The 18047-nt window shown below is 71.0% G+C and carries 16 protein-coding genes and 1 pseudogene; 7 read left to right on the top strand and 10 right to left on the bottom strand.

Annotation, left to right across the window (positions count from 1 at the left end; genetic code table 11):
• Positions 1-99: 99 nt before the first annotated feature.
• Both OO47_RS20625 and OO47_RS20630 read right to left on the bottom strand, forming a co-directional pair.
• Complete coding sequence (locus tag OO47_RS20625; RefSeq protein ID WP_030220116.1) at positions 100-1842, bottom strand: ABC transporter ATP-binding protein; 1743 nt, start codon at positions 1840-1842, stop codon at positions 100-102.
• Complete coding sequence (locus OO47_RS20630; protein ID WP_030220119.1) at positions 1839-3599, bottom strand: ABC transporter ATP-binding protein; 1761 nt, start codon at positions 3597-3599, stop codon at positions 1839-1841. Before OO47_RS20630 ends, OO47_RS20625 begins: the two co-directional genes overlap by 4 nt.
• A 474-nt stretch (positions 3600-4073) precedes the next feature.
• Here OO47_RS20630 and OO47_RS20635 point away from each other — a divergent pair, with 474 nt between their 5' ends.
• Positions 4074-5360, top strand: a complete 1287-nt coding sequence (locus tag OO47_RS20635; protein ID WP_030220122.1) for an NAD(P)H-dependent oxidoreductase — start codon at positions 4074-4076, stop codon at positions 5358-5360.
• A gap of 11 nt (positions 5361-5371) precedes the next feature.
• Complete coding sequence (locus tag OO47_RS36925) at positions 5372-5545, top strand: hypothetical protein (protein WP_158708679.1); 174 nt, start codon at positions 5372-5374, stop codon at positions 5543-5545.
• A gap of 204 nt (positions 5546-5749) precedes the next feature.
• Here the strand turns inward: OO47_RS36925 and OO47_RS34045 are convergent, their stop codons facing one another.
• The 3 genes from OO47_RS34045 to OO47_RS20645 all read right to left on the bottom strand — a co-directional run bounded on the left by OO47_RS34045 (position 5750) and on the right by OO47_RS20645 (position 7533).
• Positions 5750-6115: a hypothetical protein gene (locus OO47_RS34045; RefSeq protein WP_051716269.1), complete on the bottom strand. Its 366-nt coding sequence runs from the start codon at positions 6113-6115 to the stop codon at positions 5750-5752.
• A gap of 268 nt (positions 6116-6383) precedes the next feature.
• The gene (locus tag OO47_RS38490) at positions 6384-6515 is read right to left on the bottom strand and encodes a hypothetical protein (protein ID WP_267883712.1); all 132 of its coding nucleotides are present in this window, start codon (positions 6513-6515) and stop codon (positions 6384-6386) included.
• A gap of 256 nt (positions 6516-6771) precedes the next feature.
• On the bottom strand, positions 6772-7533 hold the full coding sequence (locus OO47_RS20645; protein WP_199812319.1) for a hypothetical protein: 762 nt from the start codon (positions 7531-7533) through the stop codon (positions 6772-6774).
• A 313-nt stretch (positions 7534-7846) separates the two neighbouring features.
• Here OO47_RS20645 and OO47_RS36285 point away from each other — a divergent pair, with 313 nt between their 5' ends.
• Both OO47_RS36285 and OO47_RS20650 read left to right on the top strand, forming a co-directional pair.
• The gene (locus OO47_RS36285) at positions 7847-8248 is read left to right on the top strand and encodes a zeta toxin family protein (protein WP_158708680.1); all 402 of its coding nucleotides are present in this window, start codon (positions 7847-7849) and stop codon (positions 8246-8248) included.
• Positions 8249-8310: 62 nt separating this feature from the next.
• Entirely contained in the window at positions 8311-9837 is a 1527-nt protein-coding gene (locus OO47_RS20650; protein WP_030220130.1) for an NHL domain-containing protein, read from the top strand.
• 54 nt (positions 9838-9891) lie between these two features.
• Here the strand turns inward: OO47_RS20650 and OO47_RS20655 are convergent, their stop codons facing one another.
• Positions 9892-10398: a hypothetical protein gene (locus tag OO47_RS20655; protein WP_030220134.1), complete on the bottom strand. Its 507-nt coding sequence runs from the start codon at positions 10396-10398 to the stop codon at positions 9892-9894.
• Between the two features lie 40 nt (positions 10399-10438).
• Entirely contained in the window at positions 10439-11533 is a 1095-nt protein-coding gene (locus OO47_RS20660; RefSeq protein ID WP_030220138.1) for a hypothetical protein, read from the bottom strand.
• Positions 11534-11937: 404 nt separating this feature from the next.
• On the opposite strand from OO47_RS20660, the gene OO47_RS20665 reads away from it, so the two are divergent.
• Both OO47_RS20665 and OO47_RS20670 read left to right on the top strand, forming a co-directional pair.
• Positions 11938-12657, top strand: coding sequence for a hypothetical protein (locus tag OO47_RS20665; RefSeq protein WP_030220140.1), 720 nt, complete (start codon positions 11938-11940; stop codon positions 12655-12657).
• 67 nt (positions 12658-12724) lie between these two features.
• Positions 12725-14374, top strand: coding sequence for an FG-GAP-like repeat-containing protein (locus tag OO47_RS20670; protein WP_033209765.1), 1650 nt, complete (start codon positions 12725-12727; stop codon positions 14372-14374).
• Between the two features lie 472 nt (positions 14375-14846).
• On the opposite strand, the gene OO47_RS33475 is transcribed toward OO47_RS20670, so the two are convergent.
• The gene (locus tag OO47_RS33475) at positions 14847-16010 is read right to left on the bottom strand and encodes a LacI family DNA-binding transcriptional regulator (protein ID WP_234323247.1); all 1164 of its coding nucleotides are present in this window, start codon (positions 16008-16010) and stop codon (positions 14847-14849) included.
• Positions 16011-16138: 128 nt separating this feature from the next.
• On the bottom strand, positions 16139-16840 hold the full coding sequence (locus tag OO47_RS35250; RefSeq protein WP_052880709.1) for an alpha-galactosidase: 702 nt from the start codon (positions 16838-16840) through the stop codon (positions 16139-16141).
• Here OO47_RS35250 and OO47_RS37920 point away from each other — a divergent pair.
• Positions 16832-17515 (top strand): SGNH/GDSL hydrolase family protein, encoded by a 684-nt coding sequence (locus OO47_RS37920; protein ID WP_234323248.1) that lies wholly within the window; start codon positions 16832-16834, stop codon positions 17513-17515. The genes OO47_RS35250 and OO47_RS37920 overlap by 9 nt on opposite strands.
• A gap of 243 nt (positions 17516-17758) precedes the next feature.
• On the opposite strand, the pseudogene OO47_RS20690 reads toward OO47_RS37920, so the two are convergent.
• Positions 17759-18025, bottom strand: a pseudogene (locus OO47_RS20690) (hypothetical protein); the annotation flags it as partial.
• Positions 18026-18047: the final 22 nt, after the last annotated feature.

Raw genomic sequence — 18047 nt, forward strand, 5'->3', positions numbered from 1 at the left:
CCCAATCGACGTGCGGCTTCCTTGGATTCATATCGCTCAGGCTAGGACCGCAGCCGCGTGTGCCGCAATGATTTCAATGGCCGTGCGGGCGGATCGATTTCATTCGCCGTGCCAGGCGCGCCACAGGGCGGCATAGGCGCCGTCGGCGGCCAGCAGAGCGTGGTGGCTGCCCAGTTCGGTGACGCGGCCCTTCTCGACGACGGCGATCCGGTCGGCGTCCTCGGCGGTGTGCAGTCGGTGCGCGATGGCGATGACGGTCCGGTCCCCCAGCACGGCGGCCAGGGCCCTCTCGGCGTGCCGTGCCGTGGCCGGGTCGAGCAGCGCGGTGGCCTCGTCGAGCACCAGGGTGTGCGGGTCGGCGAGCACCAGCCGGGCCAGGGCGACCTGTTGGGCCTGTGCGGCGGTGAGCGGGTGCCCGGTGGAGCCGACCGGGGTGTCCAGGCCGCTCGGGAGCGCCGCCGCCCAGTCGCCGGCTCCGACCACCTCCAGGGCGCGGCGCGCCTCGGCGTCGTCGGCGCCCGGCCGGGCGAGGGTGAGGTTCTCGCGCAGAGTGCCGCGGAAGATGTGGTGCTCCTGGGTGACCAGGGCGATGCGGCGGCGCAGCTCCGCGGTGCTCAGCTCGACCAGGGGGACGCCCCCGACCCGGACGGTGCCGGAACCGGGGTGGTAGATGCCCGCGAACAGTTTGCCGAGGGTGGACTTTCCGGAGCCGGAGGGACCGACGACGGCGAGTCTTTCGCCCGGCGCCAGGTCCAGGTCGACACCGTGCAGGACGGTGCGTCCCGGCACGTAGGAGAAGCTGACGTTCCGGACGCTGAGGTCCCGGCCGCAGGGCCGGGCGCCGGTCGGCTCGCGGTCCGCCGGCAGCTTGCTGACGCCGAGTACCCGGGCCAGCGAGGCCGAACCGATCTGGAGCTCGTCCATCCAGCTCAGGACGTCGTCCAGGGGAAAGATCAGCTGTCGTACGTAGAGGGTGGCGGCGACCACCTGGCCCAGCGAGGCGAGTCCGCCGGTGTAGAGCACTCCGCCGACGGCGAGCGTGGCCACCAGGGGGACGGCGTAGCTGAGCTCCACCGTCAGGTACCAGGAGCTGCGCAACCACATCGTGCGGTGCTCGGCGCGGTACGCCTCCCCCAGGTCGTGGTCGAGCGCCCGGCGGCGCCGGTCCCGGAGGCCGAACGCCTCCGCGGTGCGGGCGCCGGGCACGGTCTCGGCAAGGGTGTCGCCGAGTGCCACGTAACCGGCGGCGCGCCGGCGGTACGCCACGCCGGAGCGGCGCAGGTACCAGCGGGTGCCGGCCCACAGCAGGGGGACGACGAGCAGGCTGGGCAGCGCGGTGAGCGGGCCGACGAGCAGCAGGGCGCCGAAGGTGAACAGGCAGGTGAGCGTGGCGATCAGGGTCTCGGGCGCGGCGTAGCGGACGGTGTTGGTGAGGGCGTCGGTGTCGCGTGAGGCACGGGTGATCAGATCGCCGGGCTCGGCGTCCTCCACGGTGGACAGCGGCAGCGTCACCACCCGGTCGACGAAGTCCTCCCGCACCTCCGCGGTGATCTTCTCGCCGAACCGGCAGGACCGCTGGACCGCGGCGTAGGTGAGCACGGCCTGGCCGACCAGGGAGGCCAGCAGGCCGAGGGCGAGCAGGTCGACGGCGCCGCTCGTGGTTCCTTCGGCCACCTCGTCGATGAGCCGGCCGATCAGCCAGGGCGCGACCAGCCCGCACACCGCGGCCAGTCCGTGCAGGGACAGGAGCCAGGTGAGGTCGCGGCGATGGCCGCGCGCCAGGACGCGGGCGTGCGCGCGCACTTCCGCCGTGTCGGCGACCGGCAGTGCGACTCTGCTCATTCCGCACTCCTGCGGGCGAAGGGGGCGGTGGGGGACGCGTCCCCGGCGGGGTCTTCGCCGGTCTCGCGCTGGATGGCCAGGCGGTACCGGGGGTCGGCGGCCAGCAGATCGCGGTGGCTGCCGGTGGCGACGACCGAACCGTCGTGGACGAAGGCGACCCGTTCGGCCCGTTCGAGGAGCAGGGGGCTGGAGCTGACCAGGACGGTGGTGCGGCCCGCCCTGGCGGCGCGCAGCCGGTGCCCCACCCGGTTCTCGGTGTGGGCGTCGACGGCCGACGTGGGGTCGACCACGACGAGGACGTCGGGGTCGGCCAGCACCGCGCGGGCGAGGACGAGCCGTTGCCGCTGGCCTCCCGAGAACCGGCTCCCGTCGGCGGTGACGGCGGCGTCCAGTCCTTCGGGCAGCGACTCGACGACGTCCTCGGCGGCCGCCACCCGCAGCGCGGCGAGCACGTCGTCGTCCCCGGCGGCGCGGTGCGGGTCGAGGTTGTCGCGCAGGCTGCCGCGGAAGAGCCGGGAGCGGTTGTCGACCACGAGGATGTGGCGGCGGACCTGCTCGGTGCGCATTTCCCGCAGCGGCAGTCCGGCGTAGCGGACGGACCCGCCGGCGTAACCGCCCAGGCGGTCGGCCAGGCGCACGCCCTCGGCCGGCGGTGCCACCACCACCAGGAAGGAGCCGGCGGGAACGACCAGTCCGGTGTGCTCGTCGACCAGGTCGTGCGCGCCGACGGGCACCGGCGTGTCCCCCCCTCCGGCGTCCGGGGAGGTGGTGGGCAGGGCCAGTACGGCGATCACGCGGCGGGCGGCGACATGGGCCCGGGCGAAACGGTCGGCGGTGTCGGTGAAGATGGCGAGCGGTTCGACGAGGAAGGCGGCGTACGCGTAGAAGGCGACGAGTTCGCCGGGCGTGACCGTGCCGTTCAGGGCGGCGCGGGCGCCGATCCAGGTGACGACGCCGACCAGCAGGCCGGGCAGCAGCACCTGGGCGGCGCGGATCAGGGCCTCCGCCCCGGCCACCTCGGAGCCGGCGGCGCGCACGCGCTGCGAGCGCTCGCGGTAGGAACGGGCGAAGGAGGTCTCGCCGCCGACGCCGCGCAGGACCCGCAGTCCGGTCACCACGTCGGTGAGCCGGGAAGTCAGCTCGCCCTGGAGGTCGCGGTAGGCGCTCTGCCTGCGGTGCAGGGGGCGCAGGGTGTAGCCCATGGTGAGGATGATCGCGGGCAGGAGGACGATCAGGAGGAGGCCGAGCCAGGGCGACTGGTCGAGGAGTATCGCGGCCACCAGGATCGTCGAGACGACGGCGCCGAAGGCCCGGCCGACGACGTCGAAGGCGTTGCCGATGGTGGTCATGTCCGAGGTGCCGACGCTGACCAGTTCCCCGTCGTCGACGCGCCGTTCGAGGCCGGCGCCGAGCCGGTCCGCGTGGGCGGTCACCAGCTGGACCGTGCGGAAACCGGCGGACAGCGCGTTGTGCATGCTCAGTCGGCGGCGGAACATGCCGGACACCGCCTGCACCAGGCCGAGGCCGAGGAGCACGGCGGACCACACCAGGACGGTGCCCATGTCGCCGGGGACCAGTCCCTCGTCGACGGCCTCGCGGATGACGACCGGCACGAGCGCCTGCGAACCGAGCCACAGGAGGCCGAGGAACGCCGCGGCGCTCAGGGGGCGGGCCATCCGGCCCGCGAGCCAGAGCAGGTACCTGAAGGCCGATCGGATGTCGGGGTGACCCGGGTCTGCGACGGGAAGCGGGCGCATTGCGCGAACATATCGAGCGTTCCGGCCGGGTCGTCAAATCCTCCTCCGCAAAGACCGGTTCCCCTGTTCGACTGCCGATCGTCCGCAGTCGAAACCCGGGAGCCGCGGCACACCGGCGGCGGGCTCTCCGCCGCGAGGAACCCCTCTACTACCCGCCCGGAAGAGGCCACCACGAGGGAAAGCCCGTCGCACGTCCCGGAAGGTCTTCCGGTGCGCCGTGCGTAAGCGGTCGGCGGGACGGCTGTTGCCCGGCCTCGTGCCAGCGACCTAGCCTCGCAAATCCATGACGCACCGACAGGCATCGGAGATCGCCATGCTGGTTCACGCCACCTCGCCGAGGAGTGCGGCACTCCCGGGCCGGAAACGGTGGGAGGACGACCGCGCACCGTCCGCCCGTTCCCGCCGTCCGTTCCGGCTCCCGACGGCGCCGGCTCCGCGTCGGTCCCGGTCGGCCGGAGCCCCGGTGGGCCGTCGATGATCATCGTCGACGCCGCGCTGCGCCGTCGCGCGGAAGAGCGCCGGCCGATCCGGGTCGGCATGGTGGGCGCCGGTTACATGGGGCGGGGACTGGTGCGGCACATCACCACCTCGGTGCCCGGCATGCGGGTGGCCGCCATCTCCAACCGGAACCCGGACAACGCGGAACGCGCGTACCGGGAGGCGGGTCTGAAGCCCGTCCTGGCGGGGAGCCGGGACGCGATCTCGGCGGCCGTGGCCGCCGGACGGCCGGTCGTCACGGAGGACGCGTTCGCCCTGATCGAGGCGGAGGGCATCGACTGCCTGGTGGACGTCACCGGTGCGGTGGAGTTCGGTGCCAGGATCACCGTCGCCGCCATCGAGCGCGGTCTTCCGGTGGTGACGATGAACGCCGAACTCGACTGCACGGTCGGACCGCTGCTGGCGCACCGCGCCCGCGCGGCCGGAGTGGTGCTCACCGGGGCCGACGGCGACCAGCCTGCGGTGCAGGCCAATCTGCTGCGCTTCGTGCGCAGTCTGGGCGTCACTCCCCTGGTGGCCGGCAACGTCAAGGGGTTCCAGGACGAGTACCGCACCCCCACGACCCAGCAGCCGTTCGCCGACCGGTGGGGGCAGAACGTCCACATGATCACCAGCTTCACCGACGGGACGAAGGTCTCCTTCGAACAGGCGATCGTGGCCAACGCCTTCGGCTTCACCGTACCCAAGCGCGGCATGTACGGGCGCGACCACACCGGACACGTGGACCAGCTGGTCGAGATGTACGACGTGGACGAACTGCGGGAGCTCGGCGGCATCGTGGACTACGTGGTGGGCGCCAAGCCCGCGCCCGGCGTGTACGTGCTGGGGACCCACGACGACCCGGCGCAGCACACGTACCTGGAGCTGTACAAGCTCGGGCGCGGCCCGCTGTACAGCTTCTACACGCCCTACCACCTGTGTCACTTCGAGGTGCCGCACACCGTGGTGCGCGCCGTCGACTTCGGCGACGCCGCGCTGACCCCGCCCGCCGGCCCCCGGGTCGACGTGGTGGCCACCGCCAAGCGTGACCTGCCCGCCGGCACGGTGCTGGACGGGATAGGCGGCTACGACACCTTCGGGGTGGCCGAGTCGCACGCGGTGACACGCGCCGACGACCTGTTGCCGATGGGCATCTCCGAGGGGTGCGTGCTCCGCCACGCCGTCGCCAAGGACACCGTGCTCGGCTACGGGGACGTGATCCTGCCGCCGGATCGACTCGTCGACGTGCTGCGCGCCGAGCAGGACAAACTGTTCGCGGCCTGAGCCCGTTTCTCGTGATCCGACCCGATCGCGCTCGGCACGGCACGGCACCGGAGGTTCTCGAACCCGCGCGGGAACGCCTGCCGGCGCAGGTCGGCGTTCCCGCTCGACGAACCGGGGCCGAGGCGCTGAAGGTGTACGCCGAGGCCTGCGAGACCACCGTCGTCCCCTACGACCCCGCGCCGTAGCTCAGCGGCGGGGAAGCGGCCTGCCCAGCACCAGGATCGCCCGGGTGTGGGGCACGACACGAACCGTGGACGGGGGGTGCGCCGCGGTACGACCGGAGCCGGAGCCGGCAAGCCCGGGCTTCCGCGCGGCCGCAGGGTGTCCGGGCCGCTGGTGGTGTTTCGTCGGCTCGTGCGCTCCAAGCCGGTGTCGCTTGCCGAGGGCGGTTACGGGCAGAAGTGGCCGTTGGGGTTGACCCAGCAGGTCGGCTGCCAGTCCGTCCACACACCATTGCTGTAGCGGAACCGGAGCCACAGGCCGTCGTCCTTGCCGATGGCCGACATCTGGATGATGGAGTTGGGCTGCTCCTGAGCGGTGACCTCGATGCGGCTTTTGACCCAGCCGCCCATGGAGACCCATCCGTTCCAGGAGCCGTCGGGGTTGGTCCAGTTCGTCCACACCGCGTGGTCGGGGCCGACGACGAACTCCTCCTTCGTTCCGTTGAGGAACTTCGTGGTCGAGATGCCGTACTCGCAGAAGTACTTCTGTCCCTTGGTCGTGCAGTAGGTCGCCGCCTGTGCCGGCGCCGCCACGGCACTCGCTCCCGCGAAAGCGGCCAGAGCCGCGACCGTCGCGAAAACGCTTCTGAATCTACGCATGCACATCCCTGTCTGCTGAAAGGTGCCGGTGGCGCCAGGCAGGGAGGTGTCAATGGGCTGACGTACCTGGCGCATCAACATGCTCGGCCTCCGCGCTAACGTCCCGCTGCCGTCCCACTTGCGCTCGCGTAAGGCCGACTGATCGCGCGACCTGCGAAGACGCACCGTCTTCAGGCGGTGAGCGGAGTACGGAGCACGGTGTTCACGCGCGGGCGCGGACCGTCTTCACCGACGGGCCCACCTCGGCGCCGATCGCTTCCCAGGCCAGGCCGCGGGAGCGCAGCGCGCGGATCGTGGAAGGGTGCACCCCGTAGAGCTTCCCGGGCTCGGTCATGGTCCCGGTGCGTTTTTCGGGGGCGGGTTCGGGGACTTGGGCGCCCTGGTGACCGGCCGGGCGGTGCAGCGCGGGGGCGATTGCAGCGAGGAACGCTGCCGCAGCGGGCCCGGGGTCGGGCGGAGTTCCGGCAGCGTCGCGCGCGTGCCCCTCGCGGGCATGGAGCTGAGGAAGTCCACGGAGCTGCCCGTTCCCGGTGCCGAGGACGGTGCGGGCGGGGCCCGGTACAGCCGTCGCCCGCCCCGGATCGCACCGGTCAACCGGCGCGTTCCCGGCCGGACGGCCCGGCCGGTCCGTCCACCGGACCTCGCCTATACCGTGCCCCCGGCTCCTCGGTGTGGGGCGGGTCCTGGTGCGGAGGGGGGTCGCCGAGGCGCCCGTCGAGAGCGGCGAGGTGCTCCGGCCGGGCCAGGACGGACATCGCCTCCTCCTGGCCGCGGTGCAGCGCGGCGGCCTCCCGGCGCAGGGCGCGCAGGCGGACGCGTATCCACAGCCGCGTCCGCCATGGGTGCCACAGTGCCCGGAGGAGGAGCTGGGCCGTTGCCTGCCGGTACTCCTCGCAGCGCGTCACGAGGTCGTCGAGCGGTTCGCCGAGCACCCCGCCCAGGCGCAGGTCGACCGCTGCGACAACCTCGCACCGCAGTGCGTACTCCTCGCCGCCGCCGGCGAAGTCCAGGATCTTGCGGGGCACACCGGCTGAGAGCGCGGCCACCACGAGGTCCGAGACCGCTTCCTGCTGGGCCCGCTCGGCGTCGCGGCCGTCCTCCAGGACCGCCATGACGCCGAGCCGGGCCGCGGCGAGCGTTCTCGACCCTCCGGCCGGGTGCCGCGGCGGGCTTCCCCTCCGACCCGGCACGACGTCGTACACCCCCTCGCGCACGGCGGTGACGCGGAGTACCTGCTGCATGACCGCCGCCCGCAGATGCCGGCGCTCCTGGTGCATGGAGAGGTGGTTGGTCACCGCGGCACCGACGACGCCGCCGGCCGTGGTGTACACCAGGTCCATCCATCCGGGCACGGAAACCGCCTTACTGCGCCGGGGACGAGCGCATCGCCGCGTACCGAAACGGTCCGAGCGTAGGCGGTTCGCCGAGCCCGGAGGAAGAGCGGAACCACGCGGGGCAGGGCCGTGCCCGATACGCCGGACAGGCCCCACCCCTTGTGTGCAGGGGACGGGACGGTCGCGTTCTGCTCGTGTCCGGTGTCTGGCGACGCCGAGCGGCCCTCATCCGGCCTGACGGAGTACGGGCGCGCCGGGCGGCACCGCCCGTCCGGCGTGCTCGGTGCGGGCTCGCAGGATCGCGGTGACGCGGTACGGCCGGACACCAGCCGTGGGCGGGCCGAAGTCGAGGAGTACGTCCGCGCGGCAGTTCGACGCGGTCGTCGCATCCGCCCTCTCCGACCCGGACGAGTTCCGTACCTCGGCGACGGCCTACCGGCGCTCCGGCCACCGGATCGAGGTCGTTGCGGTCGCGATGGCGGAAGCATGGAGCCGACTGGGGTCCTGGGCCGCCCTCTGGACGGGGCGGCCGGCGGCGAGGGGACAAAAGGCCGCCGGACCAGGGGAGCCGACCTGTCGCGGGCCGGCGGGTCCGGGTGGCACGAAGGCCGCCGGGCTCCTTGGTGCCGCACTGAAGAAGCTTCCCGCCATGTGCGGAGGGGACTGGTGCCGTCGTCAACACGTTTCACGAGGATCATTCGGAAGTGATCTTGCCAAGCCGACACGCCTATGACTTTCTGGAATCGATACGCAACCGTCTGTAACAGGCGGTCGGTGAACGGCGAAGGGACGACGATGAGCACCCCCCAGGCGGAAACCACCGGTACCGAGGACACCGCTTCTCCGATCAGCACGATCGCGGGGACCGAGACCGCGGGATCCAAGGGAGATGACGGGCCCGCCGTTTCGGCCCAGCTGAACGGTCCGTACGGACTGGCGGTGGACAGCACCGGCACCCTGTACTCCTCCGACTACTTCAACCACCGGGTCCGGAAGGTCACGACCGACGGGAAGGTCAGTACGGTCGCGGGGACCGGAGTCGCGGGCTACCGGGGCGACAATGGTCCTGCCCTCTCGGCCCAGTTGAACTGCCCACGAGAGGTGGCGGTGGACGGCGCGGGCAACCTCTACATCACCGACTCCGCCAACCACCGGGTCCGGAAGGTCACGCCGGACGGAACGATCAGCACGGCCGTCGGCACGGGCGCCGCGGGGTTCGGCGGTGACGGCGGCTCCGCCACCGCCGCCCGCATCAACTACGCGCTGGGAGCGGCGGTCGACGGTGACGGCGTCCTCTACGTCTCCGACCACGGCAACCACCGGGTCCGGAAGGTCACCGCGGACGGGAAGATCAGTACGATCGCGGGCACCGGGACGGCGGGCTCCAGGGGAGACGGCGGCCCGGCGGCTTCGGCCCAGCTGAACCGTCCGTACGGACTGGCGGTGGACGGCGCGGGCAACCTCTACATCGCCGACGCGGACAACCACCGGGTCCGGAAGGTCGCGCCGGACGGAACGATCAGCACGGTCGCCGGCACGGGCGCCGCGGGGTTCAGCGGTGACGGGGGCCCAGCGGCTTCGGCTCGGCTGAACCTCCCGGTGGCGGTGGCGGTGGACAGTACGGGCACCCTCTACCTCTCCGACTACCGAAACCACCGGGTCCGGAAGGTCGCCCCGGACGGGACGATCAGCACGGTCGCCGGCACGGGCAGTGCCGGCTTCGGCGGTGACGGCGGCCCGGCCGCTTCGGCCCAGTTGAACAACCCGTTCGGTCTCGTCGTGGACTGCGTCGACACCCTCTACATCGCCGACCACCTCAACCACCGGATCCGGAAGATCGCGTCGGCGAGGCTGGGCGGGCTGCCCGATTCGGGCACGGTGGTCTCCTGGGCCAACGTCCGCAGCCGGCTGCGGATGGGGGTGCAGCGGGAGTCCCTCAAGGACGGGGCGGAGATCCATCAGGCCCTTGCCGCGCCCAAGGCCCACCAGCGCTGGCGGTTGATCGCGACGGGGCAGAACGACGGTGAGGTCCTGTACCGGATCGAGAACGTGCGCAGCGGCAAGGTCCTGGAGGTCGCCGAGGCCCAGGAGTTGTCCGGTGCGGTGGTCGCGCAGCGCTCCTACGGGGGCAGTGACGCGCACCACCAGCAGTGGAGGCTGATTCCGGTGGGCTCCGTGACCGACACGCCGCGGGTGTACGAGATCGCGAACCGCAACAGCGGTCTGCTGCTGCGGGTCGACACCAACGCCCGTACAGCGGTCAGGCAGGACGGGGCCGAGGGCGACCACCGGGGCCGCCAGTGGCAGTTGCTCCCCGTGTAGCACACGAGGGGGCGGGGGCGGTTTCGCCCCCGCCCCCTCGTGCTTTCCGAAGCCTCACTGAGAACGGGACGGCTTCTCCGCAGTCGCCTGGGGCGCCTTGGGAGCCTCTGGGGCCTTCGGAGCGTCCGGGGTCTTGGGCGGTTTGGTGAACTCGCTCTTCCTCGGCCTGCTCTCCAGGTCCTCGTCCTTCTGCAGATCTCCCTCCCTTTCCACCGTCTCCCTGGCCTCCTGCATGCCGTCGGAGGCGGCCTTGGTCACCGAGCCGGGATCCTGGGCGTACTGGGCCTGCGCGCCGGCGGACGCCTGGGTGGCCTGGATGAAGGAACCGAGGAAGCCCAGGACGGCCCGCGCTTCGGGCGATGTCTCCTGGACGATCTTCGCGCGGGAGGAGGCCCCGTGGATCGCGTTGTTGAACAGGCTCGTGCTCGTGTCGTCGTACGTGCCCTCGTCGGAGTCCTCGAAGTCGATGTCCTCGCCGGGCCGGGGCTTGGTGCTGTCGGTGGTCACGGAAAAGAGCCCCGCGCCCTTGCCGGCGGAGTTGAAGATGTTGTCGAACACCATGGTCGTCACCTCTGGTCGTCGTGGGGGCGGTGCCGCGTGGTCAGGGTTGCTTGTGGAGCGTCTGCCGGCTGACGGGCAGGCTCTCGCCGTCGAGCATCGTGTGGTGGACCTCCAGGGCGGAGACGACCTCGGCCAGTCCCTTCATGCGGAAGCCTCCGGGGGCCAGGTCGATGTCGCCGACGTCGCGGGCGACCATCCGGCTGAGGCCGGGGTAGGTGCCGGGCTGCGGCGGAGACAGGACCGCCACCGGCACGGCGTACTGCACCGCGATCAGGCCGGAGAAGGTCACCGGGATCTCGTAGGTGTACTGCCTGCGGGTGCGCCGCTGCGAGACGATGGTCTGCACGCGGGAGTTCGGGGGGACCTTGCCGGAGATCTGCGACTTCGAGGCCCAGCTGGTGTTCAGGGAGCCGCCGACAGTGGCCGCGATGCCCAGGGCCAGCTGCGCGTTGAGCGACGCGTTGCCGGTGGCGCTGCCAGAGGTGGTGAACCCCACCGAGTTGGTCATCGTGTTCGACGAGGAGTTCGTCGCGGAGCTGCTCGCGGATGTCTCGGTGGTGTTGGCGTTGTCGACGCCGACGCTGTCCTTGCTGTTCTTGTTGGTCACCGTGTTCGCGTTCTTGTTCGCCGTCCCGTTCTGGCACGACGCGGCGAGTTGCGACTGGAGGTCCAGGCGGAGCTGGTTCTGCAGCTGCAGTTGCAGCGAGGCGCCGACGCTGCCGCCGAAGGTGAGCTTGGCGTCCCCATGCAGCGACCACGTGACCCCGTTGGAGACGGTGAAGTCGACGGAGTCGGTGAAGGTCATCTCGGACTGGCTGCGGTTGACGTAGGTGCGTGAGGAGAAGGTGTCGGGCGGGGGCTGGCCGATGTCGCCCCGCACTTCGATCAGCGGTTCCCCGAGGTTCATGTAGGCGAGCCAGCCCAGCTGGAACGCGGTCCCGGGGAAGGTGCCGAAGCTCGACTTGTTCACGGAGAACCCGACGGGCTTGTGCTTCGCCCCGGAGGCGTCGACGTAGACCAGGTTGGGGTGGTCCAGGATGGACTGCCAGGTCTGTTCGATGTTGAGTTCCCGCAGGTTCTTCTTCGTCAGCGGCTGACGCTTGGCGTCAGCCAGGCTGTATGCGGTGGAAGGCATCTATCCGTCCTCGACTGATCTCGACCGAACCGCGCTCGGTGAAATGTAAACAGAAATCTGCGCACGCTCCGTCAGGCGAAATTACCGCACCCCCTCTCGCCCCGGAAAGGCACATCCGCGCGCCACCCTCCATCGAGTGATCGATTTTCAGAAATCACTTCCGAAACGCCGGTGAAGTGACCTTTCTTCTTCCGTCACTCGATCGATGACTTTTCGGCACCCCTGCCCACGGGTACCGTGACCTCAGGCACTGCCGTGGACGACCTTTCCATCTCAGCCATTGATTCGGTTTTCTGCACTTCTTCGACGAAGCCGGCTCGTCCCGCGGTGATGTGACGTGATGGACGGCCGAATCGAGCGTCCGAAGAATTTTTCTCCCCTCCAGAAAAGGCGAGGTTTCCGCGATGTACACCCAAGAGCGCACGGCGATGTCGAATTTGGTGGTCGGCGGCCCGGTGGCGGTGAACAGTTATGACAACGCGATCGTGGCGGCGCTGGTCGAGAACCGGCCGGTCATGCTCGTCCACGCCTTCAACGGCGGTTATCTGCGGCCCGCCGAGCTGAGCGAGGAGAGCCACGACAAGGGCGTCCAGCTGGCCACCCCCCTCGACCCGGCTACCAAGGAGGCGAAGGGTCACCTCTGGTACGTCACTCCTGCCGGCTTCTTCGGGCAGCGCCCGCTCTACGTCATCGAGAGCGCCGCGGGCCAGGTGACGCCCAAGCCCGCCGCCGCGGGCGACGCCGCAGCCGGACGCGGTGACGACGGCACGCCCAAGCCGCAGCGCAGGCGCGTCACCGTCCACCAGGACGCCCCCCGAAGCACGGCCGACACCGTCCAGGTGGGTCTGCCCGACAAGGTGGGCGACAAGTGGCGCGGGAAGAACGGCGCACCCGAGGACACCCAGCTCTGGATCGTCACGGTCACACCGTGGGGCGGGCTCACCTTCGTGCCCATCACCCACCCCGACGCCATCCTCGGATTCAAGGACCACGCGGTGGCGGCCAACAGCGAGGTGCGCCTCACCTACAACTGGGGCGGGGACTTCACCGGGACGGTCATCAACACGTTCTACCCGCGCCTGCCCAGCGAGTGGAACGTCCCGTACCACCACGTCTTCACGTGATCCACGGCCACCGCCGTACCCCGTCCGTCCCGAACCGACATCCGCACCGCCTGGAAGAGGCACCACGATGCCCGTGCCCACGGAAGAACTGAAACTGGAGATCGTCAACGCCGCCACGGGGAAGACCCTCGTCGCCGAGACCGCACCGGGACGGGGCGAGACGCTCGTCGTCCGCGAGCTCCCCGAGGACGGGCCGAGCCCGGAGCAGTGGCAGATCGTCCCCGTGCCGTCCGCGCAGGACGAGCAGGTGTACGTGATCCGCAACGCGGTCAGCGGCAAGGTCCTCGACCAGCCCGCCGCCGACGGTGGCGTCCGTCAAGAAGACGCCGCCGACAACAAGAAGAGCCAGCAGTGGCGCGTCGTCCCCGTCGAGGGCGAGGCCGGGCTCTGCTTCATCGAGAGCGCGGCCGGAGACGTCGCCCTCGACCTCGGTGGACCCGACGAGAACACCGCCCCGGTCGTCCTGCGCACGTACGACGAGGAGGCGGAGAGCCAGCGGTGGCGGCTCGTCCCCGCCGAGCCCGAGCGCGTCGCCGACCCCGCCCTGCGCTGGGTGTCCCTGGACCACTGGAACGGGCGCCGGTCCTGGCGGCTGAACCGCTCGGCCGCGCTGCGGCCCGTTCCGGGGGCGACGCCCTCCTTCAGCGACATGCTGCTCGTCCTCGACCGGTTCGGGAGCACCCCTGACGCCGGCGCGTGGAAGAGCGAAGGAGCCGCCCCCTCTCCCGACGGCCGGCCGGGTTGGTGGGCCGGGCTCGGCGCGCGGTTCCTCGCCGACACCACGGGCGGGGGACGGGCCGAAGTCATCGGGCTCAAGCCCGCCAAGGGAGCGGTGGCGGCGGCTGCCCGGGGCGACGGCACGTTCGAGGACGAGGAACGCGTCCTGCACCGTCCGGCGCCCTCGTCCAGCCACTCGGACCTGTGGACCCTCGCGGACGTGACGGGTGGCGGCGAGCCTGCCGTCGTCGTGCTCGCCGCCGACGGCGTCCGTGTCTCTCCCCGGGGCGAGGACGGGACGTTCGAACCGGTGTCCGGCGAGTCGGCCCTCAAGGCGTTCGGCCACGGCGAAAAGGCCGGCGGCTGGCTCGTGGACAAACACCCCCGCTTCCTCGCCGACACCACCGGCGACGGCAGGCTCGACGTCGTCGGCTGCCACGACGACGGCGTCTGGATCTCCCTCCAGGACGAGGACGGCACGTTCGCCGAGCCCCTGTACGTCCTCGACGACTTCGGAACCGACCAGGGATGGGCCTCGGCCGACGAGCACCCCCGGTTCCTGGCCAAGACCACCGGCGACGGGACGCCGGACGTCGTCGGCTTCGGCCCCCACGGCGTCGTCGTCGCGCGCGGCCTCGGCGACGGCACCTTCGCATCCTCGAAGCTCGTCCTGAACGACTTCGGCACCGCCCAGGGATGGACCGCCGAGAAGCACCTCAGGTGCCTCGCCGACGTGACCGGCGACGGCAACCCCGACATCGTCGGCTTCGGCGACGAAGGGGTCTGGGTCTCCCACAACCTCGGCGACGGCACGTTCGACCAGGCCCGGCTGGTCTGCCGCGGCTTCGGGTACGGCGACGCCGCCGGCGCCTGGCGGGTCGGCCGCCAACCCCGCTTCCTCGCCGACGTCACCGGCGACGGACGTGTCGACATCGTCGGCTTCGGCGGCCCGGGCGTGTACGTGGCCCGAAACCTCTACCGCCGCTTCAGGACCCGGTAGTCCCCGAGGAGGCCTCCGTCGTCGGCGTCCGCGGGGTGGGTCGAGGATGAGGAGACCGTTCGGGGCCGTGGCAGGGGCTTGCCGCCAGGGCGCGGCGTGAGGTTCATGAGCGGCCCGGCGCCGTTGGCAGGACACGCGAAGGATCATCCCCTGTCGCCTGCTCGCCGTCGCCGTTCTCTCGGCCACCACGCCCGCGTTCGCCGACAAGGACGGCAACCTCGGCAACGGCGTCAACGCCGCCAACGGCTGGAACTCCACCGCCGTCGACGTCTGCCTCCAGGAACTCACGGTCGTTCCCGTCTGAGCGACCGGACAGGTGACCACAAGGACAACGCTCCAACGGCGACGTCGTCGACCACTCGGGCGAGACGACCGGCCCTGATCACTCCCTGGTCGGTCACCGGACCGACCTGACAGAGACCCTTGAATACGGCTGAGTGGTTCACCCGGCGACTTCCGCCAGGTGAACCGTTCAACTGCGGGGCGGTTGCACGCCGAGGGCCTCGGCGGCGAGCGCGGCGCCCTGTACCCGGGCCGCGATCCTGGCGGAGGCCGTACCCCGTGAAGGTGACACCGGTGGTGATCCTGCTGGCCACCTTTCAGGCAGATCCTGTTCCGCTGGCTCGCTCGCCACGTGGCGGCCGACTCTGCCGGTGGCGCCCGTGACCAGCACGGCCACGCCTCTCCTTCCGCGCCGCGACCGCGGCGGTGTCGACGGTCGTGCCCGGCTTCGGAGCAGCCCCTCCACCGCGAACGGACACAGCGGCAGAGAAGATGCTTTCAGGTGCTGAACGGGGGTTGGGACGGGTCGTTCCCCGTGCGGGGTGGTTGTGTCCCTCAGACGGACGAGCGCGCCACGAATTCCGCCTTGACCTGCACTGTTCTGTGGACTTTGCGGCCGTCCAGGCGTTCGTTGAGCAGGCGGGCGGCGGCTCATGAGCTCGGCGAACCCGGTTGCTCCGGCCTCTCGCGTGTGTTCGCCGCGGACGACCAGTTCGTGGGGCAGTGCCATGCCGAGCTGGAGCGCCAGGCTTCTGAGCTGTTCGAGGCGTGGGTCGCCGCCGGTGGCGTCCCGGGGGCCCGCGATCATGGCTATGCGTCGTCGTTGTGTCGCCGCGACCTGTTGCAGCGCGGAGCGGGTGGCCGCGCGGGTGTCGGGTGTCACGAGGTCGATCGGGCCGAAGGAGACGTCGGCGCTGACGACGACGGGCATGCCGGCGTCGGTGAGAGGCTCGAAGTCGCGCGGCTTGAGTCGGAAGGGGGTGATGACGACGCCGGCGAACCGCTGCTGCACGGCTTCTGCCAAGAGCGCCTGCTCCTCGTCGCGGTGTGCGCGCGTGTTGCAGACGACGACGTGCAGCCCGCGCTCCCGGAGTTCCTCCTGCAATGTGGCCGCGAGCTGCGCGTAGAAGGGGTTGGCGATGTCGGGGACGATCAGTGCCGCCAGGCTGGACCGTCCCGTGCGCAGACTGCGCGCCGTGGTGTTGACGGTGAAGGACAGCTCGGCTGTGGCAGCCTCGACGGCAGCCCTGGTTTCGGGGGCCACGTGCCGTTTTCCGGAGAGCACGTAGGAGACCGTGGCGGACGACACTCCGGCCTTACGGGCGGCATCCGTCATGGTGACCCGCTCGCGCACAGCCCCACGCTCCCTTCTGGGGCCACCCCTATGCCACCTCCGGTTCCGCCAGGGAGGCGCTCGGCGGCCGATGGCCGCCGGGGCCGCTTCCCACCTCCGGTTTCCCCCTTCCCGGGGACCGTTCCGTGTCACCCCCGGCTGTCGACGCGGCGCAGCCGCACCAGAGCACTGGCGCAGTCGCCCCGGGGAAATTCCGGAAGGGGCAGGTCGAACCCCGTCAGGGCCGCCCCGGACCATTCGTGTCCCGTCTCCTCGTCGCGGTACCGGGCCTCCGGCACGAGGCCTCGCAGCCGCAGCGGCGGACAGGAGGTCCCGAAGGCCGTGGAGGGCCGCCAGGCCAGGACGACCACGCGTTCGCCGGAGGCGGCGAGGTACTGCACGGCCGTCAGCGGCCCCTCGTCCGGAGCCAGGAGCCGGAACTGTGCCCCGTGCTGGACCACGGGGCGGATGTCCTTGTAGAGCTGGACGAGCCGGCCGGCCTCGGCGAGTTCCGCTTCGGTCCAGCGGGTCAGGTCCCCTCCGATGCCGAGCACGCCGGCCATGGCGCTGTGGAAGCGGAAGGGGAGAGGGACGACGCGGCCCGCCAGTGGGTTGGGGCTGTCGGTCACCCGAGCGGCCATGACTCCGGCCGGATACAGCTGGCTGAAGCCGTGCTGGATCGCGAGGCGGTCCACCGCATCGGTGTTGTCCGAGGTCCACACCTGATCGGTGCGGGCCAGGACGGCCGGGTCGACTCGCCCTCCGCCACCGGCGCAGGCCTCGATGTGCAGGTGCGGGAACTCCGCGCGCAGGCGGTCGAGCACCTGGTGGACGCCGCGGGCGTGGTCCACGTGGCCGCGCTTGGCGTCGGGGCGGGGTCCTACCTCTCCGACAGCGGTAGCTGCAAGCGCAGTTCCCGCTCCTGCCCGGCGCCGTGGAGCGCGGCGAACTCCCCCGCCTCCTTCAGCTTCGTGGCCTGCTCGGGAGCCACCAGCACGACCGTCAAGAACAGCCAGCTCGGAAGCCTGACCAGCACGACGACGCTGGTCAGTGTGAGCGCCGGTGGCAACGACATCGGTTTCGCCGACATCATGGGCGTCTGCGTGCTGCAGTCGGACCAGGCGTGCATCAACGCGGTCAACGAAGGCACGGCCAAGGCCCGCAACCAGCTGCCGGGCCAGCTGGACCAGCTGTACTCGAGCATCAGGTCACGCTCGCCACAGGCCCGCGTCATGGTGCTCGGCTACCCGCGGCTCTACAAACTCGGCAGCTGCATCGTCGGCATCGGTGACACCAAGCGCAAGGCCCTGGACGACGCCGCCGACACCCTGAACAGCGTCATCAGCCAGAGGGCGACCGCCGCCGGATACCAGTTCATCGACGTGCGCGGCGCGTTCAGCGGCCACGAGATTTGCTCGGGTGACGCGTGGATCCACAGCACACGCATCCCCGTCGACGAGAGCTACCACCCCAACAGCAAGGGCCGGCAGTACGGCTACCTGCCCTCCTTCGACGCCATCGCCTGACCGCGTCATCGCCTGACCGCGTTCGCTCCGACGGCGGGCGGCCTTCCCGCCCGCCGTCGGACCTCGCCGCCCGCTTCACCACGGGCACGATGCCGAGGTGTTCGACAAGAACGGTGACGTGGTGCCGTGCGGGCATCAGCGGCCTGCCCGGGGGCCGTCCTTCGTGCGAGTCCTGACGAGTGGGGACTGCGGGGCCGGTTCGGCAGCGTGCATCGCCGGACGCCCCCACACCGGTTCGCAGTTGACGAGCTGTTTGTCGGCCGCGGTCAGTTCCTCCAGGGCGTACGCGGTCGGCCACATCGCGCCCTCGTCGAGTGCTGCCTGGTCATTGAAGTCGAGCGTGGCGCACCGCGACGTGAACTTCTCCGCGCTCTGGAGGGGGCAGACGACCCTGCCGTCCCTGGCGTACGCCGGCATCCCGTACCAGAGCTCGGGCGCGAGGCCGGGAGCGGTGGTTCTGACGATCTCCTGGATCCGCTCGGCAAGGTACCAGTCCGCTCCCGGCATCTCGACGGTCGTACGGCGCGATGAA

Origin of the sequence: Streptomyces bikiniensis, from assembly GCF_000716625.1 — a bacterium.
GTDB classification, from domain to species: Bacteria; Actinomycetota; Actinomycetes; order Streptomycetales; family Streptomycetaceae; genus Streptomyces; species Streptomyces bikiniensis.

Coding starts and splice junctions, on each gene's coding strand:
- OO47_RS20665 (WP_030220140.1), top strand. CDS start 11,938: ATGTACACCCAAGAGCGCACGGCGATGTCGAATTTGGTGGTCGGCGGC.
- OO47_RS20660 (WP_030220138.1), bottom strand. CDS start 11,533: ATGCCTTCCACCGCATACAGCCTGGCTGACGCCAAGCGTCAGCCGCTG.
- OO47_RS20650 (WP_030220130.1), top strand. CDS start 8,311: ATGAGCACCCCCCAGGCGGAAACCACCGGTACCGAGGACACCGCTTCT.
- OO47_RS20630 (WP_030220119.1), bottom strand. CDS start 3,599: ATGCGCCCGCTTCCCGTCGCAGACCCGGGTCACCCCGACATCCGATCG.
- OO47_RS20670 (WP_033209765.1), top strand. CDS start 12,725: ATGCCCGTGCCCACGGAAGAACTGAAACTGGAGATCGTCAACGCCGCC.
- OO47_RS20625 (WP_030220116.1), bottom strand. CDS start 1,842: ATGAGCAGAGTCGCACTGCCGGTCGCCGACACGGCGGAAGTGCGCGCG.
- OO47_RS20635 (WP_030220122.1), top strand. CDS start 4,074: ATGATCATCGTCGACGCCGCGCTGCGCCGTCGCGCGGAAGAGCGCCGG.
- OO47_RS20655 (WP_030220134.1), bottom strand. CDS start 10,398: ATGGTGTTCGACAACATCTTCAACTCCGCCGGCAAGGGCGCGGGGCTC.
- OO47_RS38490 (WP_267883712.1), bottom strand. CDS start 6,515: ATGACCGAGCCCGGGAAGCTCTACGGGGTGCACCCTTCCACGATCCGC.